The following is a 19985-nucleotide window of genomic DNA, read 5'->3' on the forward strand; positions in this document are numbered from 1 at the left end:
GTATCATATTTTCCTGGGCGCATTCTCTCTTCTCCTTTTTCCCGATACTTTCTCGGGATTCTGTTTTTTTCTTAGGAGAGAGGATAGCCCTTTCTTTTTCCTATCTCAATTACTTTTGCATAAAATATTTTACATTACCTATCGGAACATCTCATTGCTAAATCAATAAAAATTTGCTACAATTCTATACTGAGAAAGCAAGAAAAGGAGGTGAGCGAATAAGTTAATAGTTTGTATCAAAGTTTTTAATCGGACAAAACAGTCAAACAAAAACAAAGGAGCTAAATGCTATGAAAAAACGTGTTGTCTTAATGGTAATTGCAATGATGATCTTTGCGCCGCTATCTGTGGTACAGGCGGAAGAAGTAACAAAAACGCTTTTATTAGGCAAAGTGGAAACTAACCTTTGGGAATCAGCGGCTGCTATTTTTTTCCACATCGCTGATCATGCTCGTGCTGATCAACGTATCGCACTAAATGATTATGACGATGATGTAGCAACTATTGAACGAGTTATTTCTCGTTTAGAGAAAATGAAACTATCTGCTAAAGAAGCGTCTGCTCTAGCTGATATCAAAAAAACATGGAAAACTGTAAAAGCAAAGGGCGATGCTTTGATGAAAATTGATATTGAGAAGGAAAAGAATGTTCATGCGCATGACTCAGAGATGCACGCTTACTGGTTAAGCGTTGAGAAATTGGATGACAAAATTGATAAGCTCATGAAAGCAATGGCAGGTTCACACTAAAATTAATGAGAAATTCGTATAAAAGAGCTAAAGGATAGGAAAAACAACTTCTAAAAATCAGCTGACTCTACTTCACCCCTTCAGGGCTCCGTAGGGCAGCTGATTTTTACGTTAGGCATTGAACAACTCAACAATAAAAAAGGAGGAAGTATGAAAAGGGCAAAGATGACAGTGTTTGTAGTTCTTCTGAGTGTGGCGTTTTTTTGTCTGCCTGCTTGTACACGGATTGAAAAGCTGAAAAATTCGTCGACTCAGGACCTGCTGATCAAGCATGAGGTCGAAACAGCGGTCAGCATGCTTCAGGCAATCTTCACAAAACATCAACAGGGGGAAATGACCCTTGAGCAGGCAAAGAAGTTTGGTGCCGACCTTTTGCGGGAACTTAAGTATGGTACCGAAGGATATTTCTGGGCCGATACTACGGAAGGCGTCAATGTGGTTTTGTACGGCCGAAAGGATGTGGAGGGAAGGAATCGGCTTGAGGACAAGGACCATCAGGGCATGTTCTACATAAAGGAATTTTTGGCAAAAGGTAAAGCCGGTGGCGGGTATGTCGAGTACTGGTTTCCGAAGAAGGGACAGACCACAGCTCAACCCAAGAGATCATACGTACTCCTGTTTAAACCCTTCGGATGGGTTGTCGGTAGTGGATACTACATCAAAGAGATCAACTATAGTAATTTGAGTATTGAATCCTCTCAAAAACTTCTTAAAGAAATCAAGAAATTGGGACCTAACTTATTAATGAATGTTGATAGTTACAACATTCTTCTTAATGAACTTGGAAAATACAAAGACGAAGGGATAGTTATTAATTCGTTAGATGGCATTACTATCGAAGCCAATAGGAATTATCTTAAAATGCTGGGATATACGTCTGAAGAAATTAAGTCCATTACTTATCAGGAACTCACACCTTCAAAATGGCACGCAATGGAAAATGATCTTTTTAAGAAAGTTATGAAAACAGGGTACTCAGGCGTGTATGAAAAGGAATACATTAGAAAAGACGGAATCGTATTTCCAATCCGTATACAATCGTGGTTAATAATGGACGAAAATCATAAGGCAACTCGTTTGTTCGGCATTATTCAAGACATATCCAGCCACAAAAAACAAGAGGATAAACAACGAACACAATTAATTAACAAAAAGGAGAAATGACATGAAAGTAAAAGCCATAGTTGCCGGCATATGTGTTATCTGTTTGATAACTGTTGGCTGTTCACAGATTGTACCAAAGGACGATTTGCAGAATTTTAAATATAAAGAAACTAGACAACTTGTTGAATTTGTCCGCAAAGCAGCCTTGCTGATTGAACAAAAAGGAGAATCAGCCTTTAAAAAGTTACGATCTGTTCCGTGGTATTCTGGTGAGCAGTATATTTTTGTTACCAAGCTTGATGGAGTCGAAGTGCTTAATCCGGCGTTTCCGGAAATTGAAGGGAAAAATCTGATGGATCTGGAAGATTCATGGGGTAAGAGGATAGTCAAGAATTATATACAGGAAGTTAGTGGCTATGGACACAAAACGGAAGGATGGACTCATTATCTTTGGCCAAAGCCGGGCAGCAAGAAAGAAAGTTGGAAGACAACTTACCTGAAACTCGTAAAAAGCCCAGATGGAAAAAAATATATCGTTGGCTCTGGGCTTTATGATATGAAAGTTGAACCTGGTTTTGCTGTTGACGAAGTCAAGGATGCCTGTGAGCTAATCAAACAGAATGGAGAAGAGGCTTTTGAAATTATAAGGGCTAAAGACCGTGAGTTTTACTTCAAAGATACTTATGTTTTTGTAGACACAATGGATGGGCTCGAAATTGTTAATCCGCAATTCCCTTCTATTCAAAATAAAAACATCTGGAATCTAAAAGATGTAAATGGCAAATTGCTTGTGCAGGATTACATCAACTTTGCCATAAAAAATGGTCAGGGTTGGGTGTCATATATGTGGCCAAAAAAGGAAGGCGGAAAAGTCGTTCAAAAGAGGACATATGTAAAACTGGTCAAAGCACCATCCGGCAATAAATACGTTGTTGGCTGCGGAATATATCCAGAGAGTGAATAGTATCGGCGGACAAGTATCTGCAGAAAAAATCTTAACAGAACCTGATTATGATTACGAAGGTTTTGTCGACTACATCTATGGTGGTCATACCTACAAATTATGGTACGGCAGAATTGGCTCCGGCAGTGCGCCGGCTGCGTTGGTTCTGCACGGCGGTCCGGGAGGCAGTCATCATAATCTCGTAGCGTTTCAGGCATTAGCTGATGAATGCCCTGTGATCTTCTATGACCAACTGGGATGTGGAAAATCAGACCGTCCGGATAATCCGTCTTTGTGGACTGCTGAGCGATATTTTGATGAGGTGCGAGCGGTACGGAATGGTCTGGGCTTGAAGAAGTACCATTTGATCGGTCATTCATGGGGAACTACTCTGGCTGTTGGATTTGCTGCCAAACACCCCGACGGCATATTGTCCATTTCTCTCCATAGTCCGGTATTGAGTTTTCCCTATTACATCAATCATGTTGCCCCAAAACTTAAGCAGGGCTTGAGTTGTTTGAATGGAAAAGCCGGGCAGATAATTGATGATTATGAGTTGAGGGGGGTAGGGATAAAGAGCAACTATGACGAAGCTTGCATGGAGTTCATCAAGCGACATGTGACACACACCTGGCCATTACCTGAAGCGATGAAGAAATTGATTGCCGCACGAAATACCGCAGTTCACGACGTTATGGTTGCAAGTGATTCGGAGTTGAATTTACCCGGGAATCTAAAAACAGTAGACGTAACCTCGCAACTGTCCAGGCTGGATGTCCCTGTTCTTATAACCTGCGGAAGCGACGATCTGTGTACGCCTGCCTTTACTAAATGGCAGGCTGACTTTGCCAATGACCATCAGTATCATGTCATACAGGGAAGTGCCCACATGACTCCTGTGGACAGACCCTTGGAACTTATCAGAATACAAAGGGCTTTTATCGCGTGCATCGAACTGAGCCAGTGAAGCAGTTTGTTAGGTAAGGAAAAAATATGGATAAATTTTTAGAGGCTGCAATTGAGGAAGCGAAAAAGGGGATGGCTGAGGGAGGTATTCCTATCGGATCAGTACTCGTTATTGATGGCCGAATAGTTGGGCGTGGTCACAACCAGCGAGTACAAAAAGGAAGTGCGGTATTACACGCAGAAATAGATTGTTTAGAAAATGCGGGACGAATTAAAGCATCCGATTATCGTCGAGCAACGTTGTACTCGACGTTATCTCCCTGTGATATGTGCAGCGGTGCAGTGCTTCTCTATGGGATTCCAAAGGTAGTTATTGGAGAGAACCGTACATTTTGCGGGCCGGAAGATTACGTAAGGTCGCGAGGCGTAGAAGTGGTGATTATTGATAACAAAGAATGTCGTCAGCTTATGGAGACGTTTATCAAAAATAATCCAGAACTGTGGAATGAAGATATTGGTAAGTAGAATGTCAATATGTAATCCGCGTTGGGTAGCAGAACTACTCGCGCACAGTCCAAAGGGCTTCCGGACAATGGAAGATCGTATGCATTTTGTAGTTGCACTGGCGCGGGAAAATGTTCAGAGACAAACCGGAGGGCCTTTTGGTGCCTGTGTGTTTGATGCGAGTGGTTACCTTATTGCGCCAGGAGTGAACGTCGTTGTGACACGCAACTGCTCAATACTTCACGCGGAGATAATCGCGATTGCGCTGGCACAGAAGAAGCTCGGCCGATACGACATCAGTGATGAAGGGAAGAGCGACTACGAGTTGGTAACCTCTACAGAGCCCTGCGCAATGTGTTTCGGAGCTATTTCCTGGTCGGGGGTCACACGGCTGGTCTGTGGTGCTCGAGATGAAGATGCGCGTTACATTGGTTTCGACGAAGGACCGAAGCTTCCGGACTGGCAGCAAGCCCTTGAAGAACGAGGTGTGCAAGTGTCACGGGATGTTCTGCGACAAGAAGCTGTTGATGTGCTCAATCTCTACGCGAAAGTAGGCGGAGCAATTTACAATGCACGCAGGGGCCGCGAAATAAACAACAATAAAAAACGATGACAAGTGGCAATAACCCTGCTAAAATTCCAAAATAACCAGGATATATGGAATCCGCTTTTACTGGTATTATATTGCAAATATAGAAGTCAACGTGAATTATTTGACTAAATCGATAAAAATTTGATATATTTCGGGTAGTTTTATAATAAAGAAGCAAAAAACGTGGATTCCATATATTAATTGTTGGGCGCCATAAAACCATGACAGAGAACACAGAGCAGTCGGATAAGATCACTGAGCAGTCATCGAATCAGGAAACTACATGCAAATTCTGTCGGTCTTCCATGCCCACAGGAGCAGTTGTCTGCCCCGTTTGCAACCGACACACTAAGTGGTGGCGAAACCAACTCCGTATCGATCACATTGGATTGTTGCTTACATGCATCATAATCTTCTTGTCGTATCTTCAATTTCGCGCAACGAGTGATGAGCGCACGAAAGCATCAGAGGCATTGCGACGAGCGCAGACAGTTGAGCAATCCGTGAAGGATGTACAATTCCAGGTAGGTACCCTTAGAACAGACATTGCAAAAGCGCAGAAGAGCGTCGAGGAACTGCGTGTCTTTCGGCAGGCTGGTGAACAAGGTACTGCAGAAATCGCAAAAACGTTGGAGCAGGTGCGTTCCCTTCAGGATCAACTAGAGATCACCAAGAAACGCATGGAACAGATAGATGAACGCATTTCTGAAATTCCATCGAAAACCACAAGACCAAACCTAAAGTACCTCGAAGGCAAGTTCACAAGAACCGAAGAGGGGTTACGGGGTGTCATCTTATTCGAGGCAACGAATGGTCTTCAATTGTCAGGTGTCGAGTTCAAAGTGACCGTGCTTCCTGGTAGCAAAAGTGTAATTGAATCAATCAGCCCTGCTATGCCAGTATCCCTAATGGTTTCAACTCGAATCGCGCCTGATCGAAAGCAAGCCACGCTCTCCTATACCGTTGTGGGCTCAGGGAAACCAGGCATCAGTATTGTGCTTAGTGACCCGTCAACACTTAGAATTGAAGGCAGTCCAGGTTTAGAGACATTTGATGTTGTAGCAAAATGACCGCCCAACCAAAGGCTGCACGAGGACCGTTCGTAAACTCGCAGCCTGTGAGCAGTGCGTTAGAAGGAGAAATAAGGAATGAAAAAGGGGGATTATTACACATTAGCTTTTTTAGTAGGGATAGTTGCTATCTATAGTATGTTCGCGATTGGAGTTCCTAACACTTATCAATCCGTTGCAACTATTTGTATATTCTATGGTTTTTTAGGAATATCTTTTGGTTTTTTAGCTAAACCAGAAGGTTCAGGGGGGCGATATGGTATATGTATAGGTCTGCCAATGTTTCTTATGCTTTGTTTAGTGGCTTGTATGTGTGATAGAGCTCCAAGTGAACAGATTCCTAGATTTCTGGCGGTTTTCAGCTTGCATAGGTAGTTATATAGGAGCGAAGCTTTCTTTCAAACGAAAGAAGAAAGTCTAACAAAGCGATCGAGCGAATGGCGTTCCGCCATCGCTCATCCTTGACGTTATATGTACCCAATAATGGTAAAAATATATTCTTGTAGCATGGTTTTTAAAATATTAATGTTGTTGATTGCTGCTTATAGCCTTCCTGTAATTTCCGGATGCAGATTTGCACCCGCGGACACACCGGAGTATAAAGAATCAAAGGCGAGTATAATTGGCAAATACGTCCGCTGTGTTCCTGAACAGTGGGCGGAGAATGTTCCCGGAGTGAAAACAAAACTTGATACGGATGATAATGTGCTCGCGTTAACGTTAGATGCATGCGGCTCAAAAACTGATAGTTATGACGCAAAGCTGATAAACTATCTTATCAAGGAGAAGGTTCAAGCAACACTGTTTATGAATGCAAGATGGATAGACAAGTTTCCTGATATATTTGACAAGCTCGCAGCAAACCCGCTTTTTGAAATAGAAAATCATGGTTTAATGCATAGACCCTGCTCGGTAAACGGAAAGTCCATTTACAGTATTGAGGGTACGAAAAACATTGGCCAGGTGATTGATGAAATAGAAAAGAATGCTTTAAAAATAGAATCTCTTACGGGACGCAAGCCGAAGTTCTACAGGTCGGGAACCGCTTATTATGATGAGGTGTCGGCGGAGATAGTGAATGAGCTTGGTTATGAGATAGCCGGTTTCAGCGTGCTTGGTGATGCGGGAGCGAGCTATTCCGCGGGAAAGGTGAAGGAAGCCCTGCTCGAATCTCAACCTGGTGATATTATAATATGTCATATGAACCACCCTGAAAAGGAAACCGCAGAGGGAATAATAGCTGCGGTTCCGGAACTTAAGAGTAGGGGATTCAGTTTTGTTAAACTGCAGGATTACAAGTTGAAATAAGCGAGAGCAGAAGTTATATCTATGATGACAGAAGTCAGTCAGTGCTTAGCTCATGTTTCTATCTTGGAGTGGCATCTGGAAGACCACCGTCCACCGGAATTGTAGCTCCGGTAGTAGGTGTCTGCCGTGTTACAAAAAACAATACTGCATTTGCCACGTGTCGTGCTGTTATCGTGGTCTTAAGAAGATTGCGCTGGCGGTAGTGCTCCTGAAGTTCTTTTTCATCAATTCCTTTGTGGCGCATGCGATCAGGGCCTATTTTTTTCCATAAGCCGGATTTGCATTCTCCATCGGAGAACACTGCATCGGGCGCAACCATGTTCACGCGAATCCCAAATTCAGCAAGTTCCAGACTAGCAATCCTGCCCAACTGGTGCGAAGCGGCCTTAGTTGCGCTGTAGGCGCCAAATCGAGCTCCTGGACTAAAGACGTTCTTTGTCGATGTAAGAACGATATCGCCGCCAGTACCCTGCAAACGCATGTGACAGCCGGCTTCTGCGAGTGTTAATAAGGTGCCTTCAACATTCACCTTCTCCAGTCGGCGAAAGTCATTGAGACTCATTTCCATAATTGATGAGATTAACGGGATACCAGCGTTCACAATGACAATGTCAATACCACCCCACTCCCGGATAACACTGTTAAACCCGTTTGTTACTGATTCCTTGTCTGTCACATCGAGCGGAACGCCGATGATGCAATCACCAGCACTTTTCTTAAACTCGGAGACGAAGTTGTCGAGGCGTTTTCCTGGCAAGTCGGTCGCAGCCACTCGGCAGCCATTTTCTAGGAGCCCACGGCATATTCCAGAACCAATCGCCCCAGCAGCACCTGTAATAATGGCCACTTCGTTTCGAAGAGGAGGGTCAGGCTTAGCCGCTTTTTCAATAACATGGACGATTCCAGCATCGGGCAGTAATATTACCTGAGGTTTTGCAGCGTATTGTCGTGAATAATCGGCGAGTGACGACGAGATATGTTCCCGAAGCTTCTCCGGGGTCGTGTCGTATTCAAGTGTATCTAAGTACAGAGGAGGAGATGAAGCCACGAAATCCCGGGCATCTTTGGTTGCAACCGATTCAAGGATAACTCGGTTATATGGGATATCATCGCTGCCTGAGAATTCCGCCAGAAGTCCACGAATGATAGGGATAACTCTATTTATTTCTGCTCCTTTTCTATCTTGTTCTTCAGCGTGTTATAAACCTCAAGTGCATCGGCCGGTTTCATATTTTTGTGAACAATGTTACTTACTGCCTGAATCATGGCGGTCGGGAACTCACTCTGGAAAATATTTCTTCCCATATCTACACCCGCAGCGCCCTGTTGTACAGCGTTATAAGCCATTGTCAAAGCATCTAAGAGTGGAATTTTTTTACCACCCGCCATCACAATGGGCACTGGACAGGAGGCTGTCACCGTATCAAAATCCTCCGGGATATAATACGTCTTGACAACCTGTGCACCCAGTTCAGCGCAAATGCGGCAGGCAAGGCGAAAATATTTTGCATCCCTGGTCATATCCTTGCCGACGGCTGTCACTGCCATAACCGGAATTCCGTATCGGATGCCCATATCGACGAGGCGGGTCATATTGTGTACCGAACGAGTCTCGAATTCGCCTCCAATGAATACCTGAATCGCCATTGCAGCCACGTTCATCCGGATAGCATCCTCAATATCAACAGCTATTTCTTCGTTCGAGAGTTCCTTCAGAATACTCGGCCCACCACTGGCACGCATCACAATTGCCTTATTGGATGAAGGGGGTATCGTTGTTCGCAAAATACCGCGTGTAAGCATTAGTGCGTCAGCGTAGGGAACAAGGGGCACAATGTTTAAATCGATTCGTTCCAACCCTGTTGTTGGCCCCTGGAAATATCCATGGTCTATTGCGAGCATTACTGTTCGTCCAGTCTCTGGTTTAAAGATTCGTGCCAGGCGATTCTTCATGCCCCAATCATACGCACCCGATCCCTTGAGAAAGAAACCGGGCGTTTCCATAGGAATATCTGTATAAAAATCCTTTTTCTTTTTAGTACTATCTATATCCGGCATATCTCATATCCCTTTCTGCTTCAAATTAAAATTAAACTTCTACGATCATTACAAATATACTTTGTGGGAGTTAAATAATCAAGCAGGTTTTTTATTCATTATCCTTCACAGTTTTCGCCTGTATGATTCTGCTATAATTTTATCCTTTTTCCCTGCTTACCCGCTTTTACTATCGCTTCGATAACTTCAAGGTCTTTCAATCCTTCTATGCCATCAATTTTAGGTTTAGTTCTCCCCTTTATGCAGTCTATGAAGTGCTTGATTTCCAGTTCAAATCTATTGGGAAAGTTTTCTGTTTCAGACTGAAGTGAAATCTTTTCTTTTGAAGCCATGGTCTGGTAGAAAGATTTGTCCTTGTAATCAATTACCCCTGACCCTTTATCTCCATATAGTTCAATTATTGATTTCCCCTTCGAGCCAGGACAGCGTCCATCAAGCTCAATAACCCCGAAAGCTTCATTTGCAGACTCCAATATAGCTGTGCAAAACCTAATATCTTCAATCTCTTGTACCCCTTTATTAAAAACAGCAATTACACTGCGCACTTCACCTACCAGAAATCTGAAGATATCCACAGAATGGGCTCCTGTATCAAGCAGATTTCCTCCTCTCATACGAATAATTTCTTTATCCGAATACCCCCAGTGAAATCTGTTTCTTAATCCAACAATTTTGCCTATTTGCCCTGAATCTACTATTTTCTTTAATTCTATTATGGGTTTGTGAAACCTGTGACACATAGCAACCAGAAGTTTTATCCTGTTTTTGCTGGCAATCTGTATCATGTCTTTGGCGTCTTCTGTATTCGTAGCAAGTGGTTTTTCACACAGGACATGTATTTTCCTTTTAGCAAGTTCTAATACTATATCGTGATGCGTTTTTGGAGGAGTACATACGCTGACTGCGTCAATCGGCTCACAATCTAACATCTGATCAATATTTTCATACCATTTCACACCATATTTTTCACCAAAGTCCATGGCCTTCTTAGAATCTATGTCAACTACTGCTTTTACGCTTACTTCTTTATTTGTCTTGTAAGCCTGCAGATGTGTAGAACTGATTATACCGCAACCAATGATACCAATATTGACTTTCCTATTCATTTTTGTTACTCCTCTACGTTTATCCAAACAAATGGATTTATAATAGCTTTATTCCCAGTTTCAATAATTTTCATTACTTCAATAGTTTGTTCATATGGAACCGGATTTGTTCTTGTTTCGAAGAATGAGCCTATCTCATCAATAAGTTTATCGAAAAAAGTATTAGATACTATAGGAAACGATATTACACCTTCTCCAAAAACAGCATTTAATTCAAACCTCTGTATGTAAGTTGTCCCATCTATTTTAATTCTGGTATTTATGCAGTTTGTTATAGCAGTTCTATTATCAGCGTAATCCAGAATAATAGCAGTGGTTTTACCTTTACCAACTTGCATCATTCTTCTGACACTGGTTCCGAGCAGCATAACAATCATTTCCACTTGATGGATACTATATACAGACCAATCGTTAGGTCCCCTGGTAGAAACAAAAGTAACAGGTGTGTTTTTCTTTATATCATTAATAAAATGTGTTAATTCATCAGCATACCTGAGAGCAGAGGTAGAAAACATTGGGGTATTGTTCCCTTTTGCCAGCTCAATCAATTTTTCAGCTGTCTTTGTATCAGGTGCAAAGGTCTTGTCCACATAAGTTGGTTTCCCTGATTCCAAAGCATCCCGGCTGAGATCCCAGTGTCTCTCGGAATTATTTGGAGATAAAACCATAATATAATCAGCCCTGTCTACCACTTCTTCCGGTGAGCTTAGTTTGGTAACCTGATGTTTGTCGCACCATTCATCAATATTCAGACCTTTTTGAGTTTTCTCTTCATAGGCAAAAGCCACATCCATCTTATCCTTGTATTTACTCTGCCTGAATAACTCTACATATTTATTAGCATGAAAATTATCAATATAATGATCAATAAACCCAATTTTCTTCATATCTATTTATCCTCCTGATTAATTTTTTTACACCTGTACTATTACTTTTCCAATATTATCAAAAAATTTTCGATATGTGTTTGTTTGAGATAATACTTGCTTTACCAGAGGTCATAACATATGTCATTGCATTCTCATCCACTTCTTCAGCAATGTTTAGAGCTTCAGTCATATTTGTCCCCACAGTAATCAGCCCATGGTTTTGTAGAAGTAAGGCGCGTAACTTCTTATCGGAAAATTGTTTCCTGACAGCTTTGGCAAGTTCTACAGAGCCAGGTACAAAGAATGGCAGCATGGGAAGTGGATAAGCAAAATAAATAAAACCTGGGGTGATAGCTGGTAAAGTATTTGACCCAGGCCTAATCATCGTGGAAGCTGCAATGACATAGGGAGGATGGACATGGCAAACAACATTAACATCGGATCGCTTGGTGAATATTTCCATATGCATACCAAATTCTTTCGATGGGCGAATGCCTTTTTGCGAGCATCCATCAGCTTGCACAGATAGAACAGATCTTGGTGTAATATCTCGCAGAGATAAGCCGGAAGGCGTAACTAAAAATCTATCCCCAAAACGTGCACTAACATTTCCACCAACGCCTGTAACTAAATGTCTTTCATAAAGAAGCCTGCAGAATATAGCAAAGGAGTCTTTTGAGACTGGTTCAATAAACATATTACTTGAGTCACCCATCTCTTTCTCCTCACAAAAATTATTTTATATGGACTCTTCCTTTTCGGAAAATTCAGCATTTCTACTACAATCAGCCTGTATTTCTTCTGCAGACAATTGTCTGGACATAATTTTTAATTCATCGACGGAAGCGTTTATATCTGCACTCCAGGATGCGTATTTTCCTAGAGCAACGTAATCTTCTACAGGTGAAAGACCTCCTGCATATGAATTTTTAGCTCTTAAATCTCCATCAAGATATAATCTCATACCATCTTTTCCCCATGTAACAGCTATGTGGTGCCAGGTGTCAGCAGCCCAATTGAGTTTATATGCTTGCACAAAATGAACACCTTCTTCATTTTCAATTATGAATATCATCGATTGATTTTCACTAGGTGAATCAGACGTTCGTAATTGAATTCTATTTTTAACGTTTGAATTTATTCTCAAATATTGTCGTTTTATCTTATTTGCCGAAAAATCCCATGCAGGTTTAATCCAAAACTCAACAGTTCCTTCTGCGCCAATATTTTTTATTTGATCATAAATAATATTACTGCCGTCATCTATTAAATCCAAGGCGCCTGTTCCAAATTTTGTATTAATATTAGTTATTTTGTATTTACTCGCAGAGCTTGGTTTTAAATTCCCACTGGAAAAATTCGCACTGGCTGTCTTGTTCCAATGAGCCAGAAAAAGTATTGGTTCTCCTGCATAGCAGATAGCTTTAACAAATAGTGAAGCTAATACTACAGTCAATAAAGTTCTCATAGTTCTTTCTCCTATTTTGGTTAAAGATACTCTTGTAAAAAACATCAGTCAATTTCCATTATATATATGGAACTTTTTAATCCATCAAATTCATTAGCTTTTGGCCATATAATTGAAATATTGTTAGTGCTATCTGGTTTTATTAATTCGCCGATTTTAGCAACAAGGTTAAACGGATCATACACAGTTTTTCTGGTAAATGACTTTTTTGGCAGATTCTTCCCGTTAATCAAGATTTTATATTCTCCTTGAAACGTATCGCATTCACATACAAAAAATATATCCGACTTGTCTTTTATCTGATTTTGAGAGAAGGAAAATTCTGCCTGAAATATTGCTTTTAATGGATACAGCGAATCTCTTTCCCGTACTGTATCAAAACCGGGCCGCACGCTTCTTTCTTTAATATAAGTTAGTTCAGTCCATGCAACATTTCTCATGAGACAAAATGAGTGACTTTTAATCTTTTTTTGAAAACCAGGACTTTTAAGTGAGATATTCCATTGATGTATTGAACTAATACAATCCATTGGCGGGCTATAGAACCATTCAGGATTTTTTTCATAATCAAAAGTCACCGGCTTAAGATCTAACGGGACACAGTACAGCTGTGTAGTACTAACACTATCTTTTCTAAACTCCAGGATAACTGCTTCGTAACCGCCAATAGCAAAAGGAATCCTGTTTTTCTTGTGAGTCATTGAAAAATATTTATTGTTTCTGGCATCATAGAGATAACAGTGCATTTTGTCTTTTATGCAGGGAATTGAAAACATGCCAGGCATCCTGGAGTTGTTAAAAATATACAATACAATATTATTATTTTGTTTTTTCCGTAGACACATTAGATCTCTGGGGTTGCTGTTATAAAGACTGTTGGAAAATCGTTCAATTTGCGTTCGTTCTAATCCAGCTGTTTTTAAAGATTTTTTAGCAGGTATTCCTTCGATAATTGTAATGCTTTTCCTCTCAAGAGCCTTAATCTTTTTAAGATACGCTTCAGAGAGATCTTTTATCTGTGGAATAACGAGCACACTGTAATTTTCCATACCACATTGGATTTTGCCATTCTTAATGGGAGTATGGAATAGGGTATGATCATCTATAATGTCAAATTCTACGTGTTCTTCAAGGAGTAACTGTGTAATTTGATACAAGCGGGTTCTTAGCTTTTCAGCAGCCATCATCTCCGCTGGCAGAAATTCCCAAAAAAGGGCTACAGGGTACAAAAGACATGTATTGCACATGTGTTCTGACTGAGCCAGTTTCTTGCCGATATTGTTGGCATAGGCAGAAATTTTTTTGAATTCAGGGAATAAAGGATCCTGAAAAAAGAATGATTTACCGGCATCGAATTTTCGATCGCCATCATAGGAATAATGGAAACCATGCGGTACAAGCCATGTAATTCCCAGTGAAAATAACCAGTTGGCAATTTTATACATTCCTTCTTGTCCAAAATTAAAAGCATTAGCTCCAAAGCATTCACTCAAAATCCGAGGTTTATTCTGCTGATGAGCAGTTGAACTTATGAGTTTTCCGCCAAAATTGAGGCTTGGATGCTTTCTGTCAGCAATATTTGGTGTAACATGATCAAATCCAGGGATATCAAAGAATCTCTGATAAGCAAAGGCATTTCCTCCTGCTATGACCTGACCAATCGGGTCTTCCTCACAGATCACATGCCCACAAAGTTTTAAAGAATTTTTCCTACACCATGTCGCTATCTGTCCGAAAAAATTTTCTTTATACATGCTATGGACAATATCCCAGTAGTCATATCGTACTGTTCCGGATGTATTATCAAATGTTTCTATAAGATGATGATAATTTTTCTCAATATGGTAACCCTTTCTTTTAAAAAATTCGTGTTCCAATGCTGGTGTCCAGGGAAGATTTCCTCCAATATAGGGTTCATCGATAAAGATGCCGGGAATAGCATGGCCAAATTCAGACCCGAACAGAGCGGCGTATTTTTCATGTGTATACTCGATAAATTTCTTAACACAATCCTTGTTAAGATTATCCGGTCTAAGTCCGTGTTTACCATGATGAAATGCATGTTTTGCAATTGAAATATACACTTTCCAGTTGGTTTCTTTTAATGATATATCTATCTGCAGTTCCGGATAGAATGTTTCTGCTCGAAAATGAGCATATGGAGTTTTAGAGTAATAAGAATTATTCCAGGATGTTTTAAGGAAAAAAGGTCTGATAACACCTATCGAGGATTCAACATCTCTTATATCAGTTATATTTCCCTTCTTATTTATTTTAAGAGCTAAGGCAGATAACACCCTGCCTTGACCAAGATTTTTACACACTGCGCCTGTTTTATCTGGAACAAGGCAAATAATTTCAAGTTTACGGGCCGCATATTCAGGATTATCAAATACAACCCGTCCTCCGGCAATGCCGGAAGAGTAGGGGTCTTCATCGTAAAGCCAGACCTTAAGTCCGAGTTTCTTGGCTTCTCTTATTATATATTCCACCATAATAAACCATTGCTCAGAACCGTATGGAGTTAGAAGACCAGCGCGCGGATGAATAAAAAAGCCCGAAACTCCCGCTTCACTCATGAGCTTGATTTGCCGCTTAATTTCTCTTTCTTCAAGCCTGTGATTTAGAAACCAGAAAGGCGCAGGAGAATAGCTGCTGGACATATACTTATTTCACCTTTTTTTTATTTCAACCAATCAGTAATTCCAAGTGACTGCAACTCAGAAACACCACAACTCGCTACATGCCCATCTAGGAAAAAGAGGTTTGCTCTTTCGGCATGACGCAGATGAATACATGCTTCTGCAGACGAGAAGCGCTCCTTGAAATATCTGTATTGCCACGCAGGTAATCCGGCAATTCTGCATATACTATCTGCAAATATGCAATCCTCAGTGGCATTTGTCCGCAGGAGTAATTTTCCTATAACCTCAGGTGACATGTCTCTGTTTATCCCGTAAGTGTGGCGGTCATAACTGGGAATACTGGTATCCCCCCATTTGTATGGCGGCCAGCTTGGACAGACAATAACATTGGACCGAGTAATATGTCCAGTTCTCTCAAGAGCATCATGCCAGTAAAAACCATTATAAGAAGATGGCGGACCCCAGCCATCATGGTCTTCGGCATATAATAAGAGGGCTATTCCTATTTGCCTAAGATTAGAGACGCAGGTAACCGCTCTGGCTTTATCCCTTGCCGCAAGAAGCGCAGGAAGGAGCATACTGGCAAGCAGCGCTATCACAGCTATTACGACCAAAAGCTCAATAAGCGTAAAACTGTTCCTTGTTCCCCAAATTCCCCTTATTTTACTCAACATTTTATCTCCCGTTCTTTCTATGTCTTAATATTATTTTTTTTATATTATAGTCACATTGGTGGAGTAAGTTCAAACAGTTTTGTTTCGTTTCTCTCCATTTCAATCCTGATAGTATCCGAATTTCTTACTATCCATTCTTTTTTAAAAGGATCATACACATCTCTTTTGCTTTTCAACTTAATCTCTTTTACGCCTTCTGAACTGGCATGTATCCCTATGATATCTGGTGTTGTATAAACAGGATCACATGTATCAACGTAAAGGTGAACACCTGCATATTTTGCTATATTTCTTAATATTTCGCAGGGTATTGCAGGTGCAGCACTGAATATAGATGTATAATTTTCCATTTTCTTCATTACAAAACCTGACTGACCGCTCTTCAGATTACCCAGATTAGTTGCATCTTTATCTATTGAAAAAACCACCGGCGAAAATTCTTTTCCTGTACCAAAGGATTTATCATTATATTCCGTAAGAACGGGACTAGCATAATTGTTTGTGTTTATTAAAAGAGGCATTTTCTTATCAGTATAATCCAGTTTAATACCTGTAAGAGTGGACATTTCTTCTTTTGAAAACCCTTTTTCATTGATAAATCCAGGGGCATACAACCATAGTAATGTATTCCCATTATTTGCCAATTTTGTCTTTATGAATTTTCTCTTTTGGCTGTCAATATAAAATGTATTCAGAAAGATAAATAGTTTATACTTTGAGATATCAACCAGTTCAATATCGCTGAAAAGGTAACAATCATACGGAGCGCCGATTTTACCCAAATAACTCTTTTGGTCGTAGGAAGTAAGTGGCCTAAGCAGCCCTTCCGCGTCAGAATTTACATAATTTAAAGATTCTTCATCAATAAAAACAGCTATTTCATTATTTATTTCCGGTTTAAGAGCTGTTTTCTCCATCATATTTTTCCCGACCTTTAAAGTTTCCTGAATTGCATCATTTCTGAACCAGCCGCCATGGAGATCATACCACCATATACCTGTGCGTTTTGTAATTGCAAGAGCCATATCTCTTCTTATCACTGATAACGAGTCAAATACAGTGTGAATTTTCATATAGTCCTGCTTTGCTAAGAATGTCCTTAAATCCTCTTCTTTAAAATGAGATTTATTATGGACCCTTAAACTTCCAACCGGTCCAGGAAAGGCATCACTCATTCCAGGTGTTCGTTGATGATAATTAGGAGCATTAAGAAAATCTATATCTGGAGATTCAAGAAGTCTCTTTAAACTTCTGATACCAAATTCTTGTACAAATGAGGCTCCAAAAGCATGAAAATAATAAATTCCCACTAACTTAGAGTTTCCTGACTCTTTTTTTACCTGTTTAGTAAATTCCATTACTGCATCTATAGGACAATCAGCATAACATTTATTATAATCGATAACATTAGAACTTTTTTGAGGGTCATAAAATATTCCTAAATCTCCTTGTTCTCGTTCAGCTTTTGTCGGAATATTTATATTATTAAAATTTTTAAATTGGATATTCCACTGCTTATTTAGATTTTCTATATTATGATATTTTTTCTCCAGCCACCTCCAATAATACTCCTTCATTCTCTGACTGTAATCAGGCAAATACATCCTATAATTTGAGTAATGTATCCATTGCGCATCTTCTCCACCTAATAGCAAATATCCTAAGACTCTGTTGTTGTACGGAGATTCATTTATATGCGAAGTTATTCTATGAAGAAAAGCTTTTACATCTTTTCTATATTCTAAAGAAGCAAATGAGAATTCATTACCGGGTTTGTTATCTGAAAAAACTACCCTCTCAGCAGGATTGTTTTTTATCCAGCTTGAAGGAGGATCAGTCCAAACACTTAAGAGTATATAAGCATTTGGTTTTTTAGAAAGAACAGAATAAACATATCTGTCTAAATCTTTTTCTAAATCTTTTTTATTGTGTCTCCTGAAATGCATTACAAAGATGTTAATGCCTGATTTTATGAAATCATCAATATATTTTAATCTGGGAGTCTCGTCTATATCAAGAGGCATATAATTGGCAAATAATGGCAATGTTTCTTCCCCTTCATTTATCTGCACAAAGTTATTATTAATTAACTTGAACGTATTTGATGCCTTAGATTTGTGCTTAACATTCCCTAAAATTTGAAATTGTACAGGGAAGACAGGTTTATTACCCGGCGTAGTGAAAGCAACTGCAGGATGATATATTTCTAAGTCGTAGTTTCCCATTTGTAGAAATTTAGGCAAGGTAAAAGAAAAAGTGGTATTTACTTTTTCTTTTACTGATCCCAGAGATGGAGAGAAAAGGACTTTTGCCCTGTAGCATTCACTGTTCTCTTTGCTTACTATAATTTCAGGGAGAATGTCTTTCAAACTCTCTTCTGCTGAAATCTCAATTCCAACCTCATATTCTTTTCCCTGTAAAATATCTTCTGGAAAATCTATAGAATGGACTTTAATATTTTTTTTCTTTCTTAAATATGTATAGGTAACATATCTATAGGGTCCAATTGGCGGCTTCCCGTATATATGAGCATTTTCCCATGAACTATCATCAAACCCCAGTGTTTCCCAGTTTTTAAATTCTTTCTTTGATTTTTTCCATGACCCGTCACTTATAAGGGTAAACTCCTTACCTGATTCTGTTTTGAAAAGCACCTCCAGAAGAACTCTTGATTGAGCCCTGGTATTAAACGGGCTTACAGCAATCAGATTTTTACCCGGCTTCAAATATTTAAGAATATCTACAGTTGTTGAGTGCCTCCATGAAGTAGACCTTCCCACTTTTTTACCGTTAACAAACAGATCTGCGCTCTGGTTGGTTGCAAACTGAAGTGTTGCATGTTTTACTTTGTCATTACTATCAATGGAAAATGTTTTCCTGTAAAAGGTATAGCCTTTAACATTTTCATCTTCGTCCGAGACAGAGATCCAGTAGGCGTTCCAAAAAAATGGAACTGCTATATCATCCCACGATTTTGTCTTTTCCAGTTTTATATCATCTATGTATAATGTGTCATCTTCATTGGCTCCACTCACTCCTGTATCAAGATAAACAAAGCACGCATTCTCAGGTATAGTAAAATTTAGATCAATTGTTTCCCATATAACCCCTGGTTTTAATTCTTTAAAAAAAGATTTATCTAACGTATTCTTATCATAATCTTGAAAGTGGACACTTGTAAAAGCTCTCATTCCAGTATCATTTTTCAGCGCAGAGACTCTTGCTGTCAATCTGTAAGTATCTCCTGGAATCAAAGCTGTAAATTTCTTGGAATAATAACTTTTTGTCTGACTATTTTTCGCAGTTATTGAAAGGAATGAATTACTCATAGGTGCTTGTTCACTCTTAAATTCGAATTTTGCTTTACCAGTCTCAGTTATAAACTTCTCAGTTTTTAAAATACAGGGCAATTCAAATGTATTCTCAAGTGTATATTTCTTGTCATGCATCTCCATTGTGCTCTCCTTAACAAGGTTATATGCTTGATTTTCTCCTTCAGATATAAACATTTCATCAAACCATACCACCCCTGATACACTCACCAAAACTAATGACATCTGGATTGAAACAGTATTGGGATCAAGAGAATTTATGGTTTCGTTATAAAAGCTCCAATTTTTATTAGGCTCGACCCAAATGCGATTATATTTTACAGTTTTTCCATTGGAATCTACTTCTCTGAGTGCTATTAATATTTTACCGCTGTCCACTCTACTTGCGCAATGACCTCCGAATGCGTATTTCCCTGGTTTTTTAACAGGTTTTATTTGAGTGCTCAACAATACCAGCCAATTATTTTCAGGGATTCCTTCCATTCTGAGTGAATTACTTCCGGACATTTTCATATCTTTTTCTTTCTTGAAGCTGTCAGAAAACTGAGGTGTGTGGTGTATCCATCCTTCAGGATTCTGTCCTTTCCATATATTAAACCCTGAATTCAATAAAAGAGAATCGCCGTTAGAAACATGGCTTACAAATAATAATGAAAA

General features: G+C 39.7%; 18 protein-coding genes. 9 read left to right on the forward strand and 9 right to left on the reverse strand.

What is annotated here, in order from left to right; all coding sequences use genetic code 11:
* Positions 1-290 precede the first annotated feature (290 nt).
* The 9 genes from KKC91_07555 to KKC91_07595 all read left to right on the forward strand — a co-directional run bounded on the left by KKC91_07555 (position 291) and on the right by KKC91_07595 (position 7176).
* Positions 291-749 (forward strand): hypothetical protein, encoded by a 459-nt coding sequence (locus KKC91_07555; protein MBU0478406.1) that lies wholly within the window; start codon positions 291-293, stop codon positions 747-749.
* Between the two features lie 150 nt (positions 750-899).
* The gene (locus KKC91_07560; protein ID MBU0478407.1) at positions 900-1913 is read left to right on the forward strand and encodes a cache domain-containing protein; all 1014 of its coding nucleotides are present in this window, start codon (positions 900-902) and stop codon (positions 1911-1913) included.
* 1 nt (position 1914) lies between these two features.
* Positions 1915-2817 carry a cache domain-containing protein gene (locus KKC91_07565; protein MBU0478408.1) on the forward strand — a complete coding sequence of 301 codons (903 nt, stop codon included), beginning with the start codon at positions 1915-1917 and terminating at the stop codon, positions 2815-2817.
* Positions 2810-3763, forward strand: coding sequence for a proline iminopeptidase-family hydrolase (locus KKC91_07570; GenBank protein MBU0478409.1), 954 nt, complete (start codon positions 2810-2812; stop codon positions 3761-3763). The genes KKC91_07565 and KKC91_07570 overlap by 8 nt, the downstream gene beginning before the upstream one ends.
* Before the next feature lie 26 nt (positions 3764-3789).
* Entirely contained in the window at positions 3790-4227 is a 438-nt protein-coding gene (locus KKC91_07575) for a nucleoside deaminase (protein ID MBU0478410.1), read from the forward strand.
* Positions 4208-4819: a nucleoside deaminase gene (locus KKC91_07580; protein ID MBU0478411.1), complete on the forward strand. Its 612-nt coding sequence runs from the start codon at positions 4208-4210 to the stop codon at positions 4817-4819. The genes KKC91_07575 and KKC91_07580 overlap by 20 nt, the downstream gene beginning before the upstream one ends.
* Positions 4820-5301: 482 nt before the next feature.
* The gene (locus KKC91_07585) at positions 5302-5868 is read left to right on the forward strand and encodes a hypothetical protein (protein ID MBU0478412.1); all 567 of its coding nucleotides are present in this window, start codon (positions 5302-5304) and stop codon (positions 5866-5868) included.
* A 78-nt stretch (positions 5869-5946) separates the two neighbouring features.
* A complete protein-coding gene (locus KKC91_07590) occupies positions 5947-6243 on the forward strand; it encodes a hypothetical protein (protein ID MBU0478413.1) in 297 nt (98 codons plus the stop codon).
* Positions 6244-6393: 150 nt separating this feature from the next.
* The gene (locus KKC91_07595; GenBank protein ID MBU0478414.1) at positions 6394-7176 is read left to right on the forward strand and encodes a polysaccharide deacetylase family protein; all 783 of its coding nucleotides are present in this window, start codon (positions 6394-6396) and stop codon (positions 7174-7176) included.
* Positions 7177-7234: 58 nt separating this feature from the next.
* Here the strand turns inward: KKC91_07595 and KKC91_07600 are convergent, their stop codons facing one another.
* The 9 genes from KKC91_07600 to KKC91_07640 form a co-directional block, all read right to left on the reverse strand.
* A complete protein-coding gene (locus KKC91_07600) occupies positions 7235-8224 on the reverse strand; it encodes an SDR family oxidoreductase (protein MBU0478415.1) in 990 nt (329 codons plus the stop codon).
* A 113-nt stretch (positions 8225-8337) separates the two neighbouring features.
* Entirely contained in the window at positions 8338-9234 is an 897-nt protein-coding gene (gene lsrF, locus KKC91_07605; GenBank protein ID MBU0478416.1) for a 3-hydroxy-5-phosphonooxypentane-2,4-dione thiolase, read from the reverse strand.
* 131 nt (positions 9235-9365) lie between these two features.
* The gene (locus KKC91_07610) at positions 9366-10340 is read right to left on the reverse strand and encodes a Gfo/Idh/MocA family oxidoreductase (protein MBU0478417.1); all 975 of its coding nucleotides are present in this window, start codon (positions 10338-10340) and stop codon (positions 9366-9368) included.
* A 5-nt stretch (positions 10341-10345) separates the two neighbouring features.
* Complete coding sequence (locus KKC91_07615; protein MBU0478418.1) at positions 10346-11227, reverse strand: Gfo/Idh/MocA family oxidoreductase; 882 nt, start codon at positions 11225-11227, stop codon at positions 10346-10348.
* A 58-nt stretch (positions 11228-11285) separates the two neighbouring features.
* On the reverse strand, positions 11286-11924 hold the full coding sequence (locus KKC91_07620; protein MBU0478419.1) for a class II aldolase/adducin family protein: 639 nt from the start codon (positions 11922-11924) through the stop codon (positions 11286-11288).
* 24 nt (positions 11925-11948) lie between these two features.
* Complete coding sequence (locus KKC91_07625) at positions 11949-12677, reverse strand: LamG domain-containing protein (protein MBU0478420.1); 729 nt, start codon at positions 12675-12677, stop codon at positions 11949-11951.
* A 44-nt stretch (positions 12678-12721) separates the two neighbouring features.
* Positions 12722-15340, reverse strand: coding sequence for a hypothetical protein (locus tag KKC91_07630; GenBank protein MBU0478421.1), 2619 nt, complete (start codon positions 15338-15340; stop codon positions 12722-12724).
* A 20-nt stretch (positions 15341-15360) separates the two neighbouring features.
* Positions 15361-15996 (reverse strand): prepilin-type N-terminal cleavage/methylation domain-containing protein, encoded by a 636-nt coding sequence (locus KKC91_07635; GenBank protein ID MBU0478422.1) that lies wholly within the window; start codon positions 15994-15996, stop codon positions 15361-15363.
* A gap of 50 nt (positions 15997-16046) precedes the next feature.
* Positions 16047-19985: beta-galactosidase (locus KKC91_07640; protein MBU0478423.1), on the reverse strand; the 3939-nt coding region annotated here is incomplete at its 5' end.

This window comes from bacterium (assembly GCA_018812485.1).
GTDB lineage: Bacteria > JAHJDO01 > JAHJDO01 > JAHJDO01 > JAHJDO01 > JAHJDO01.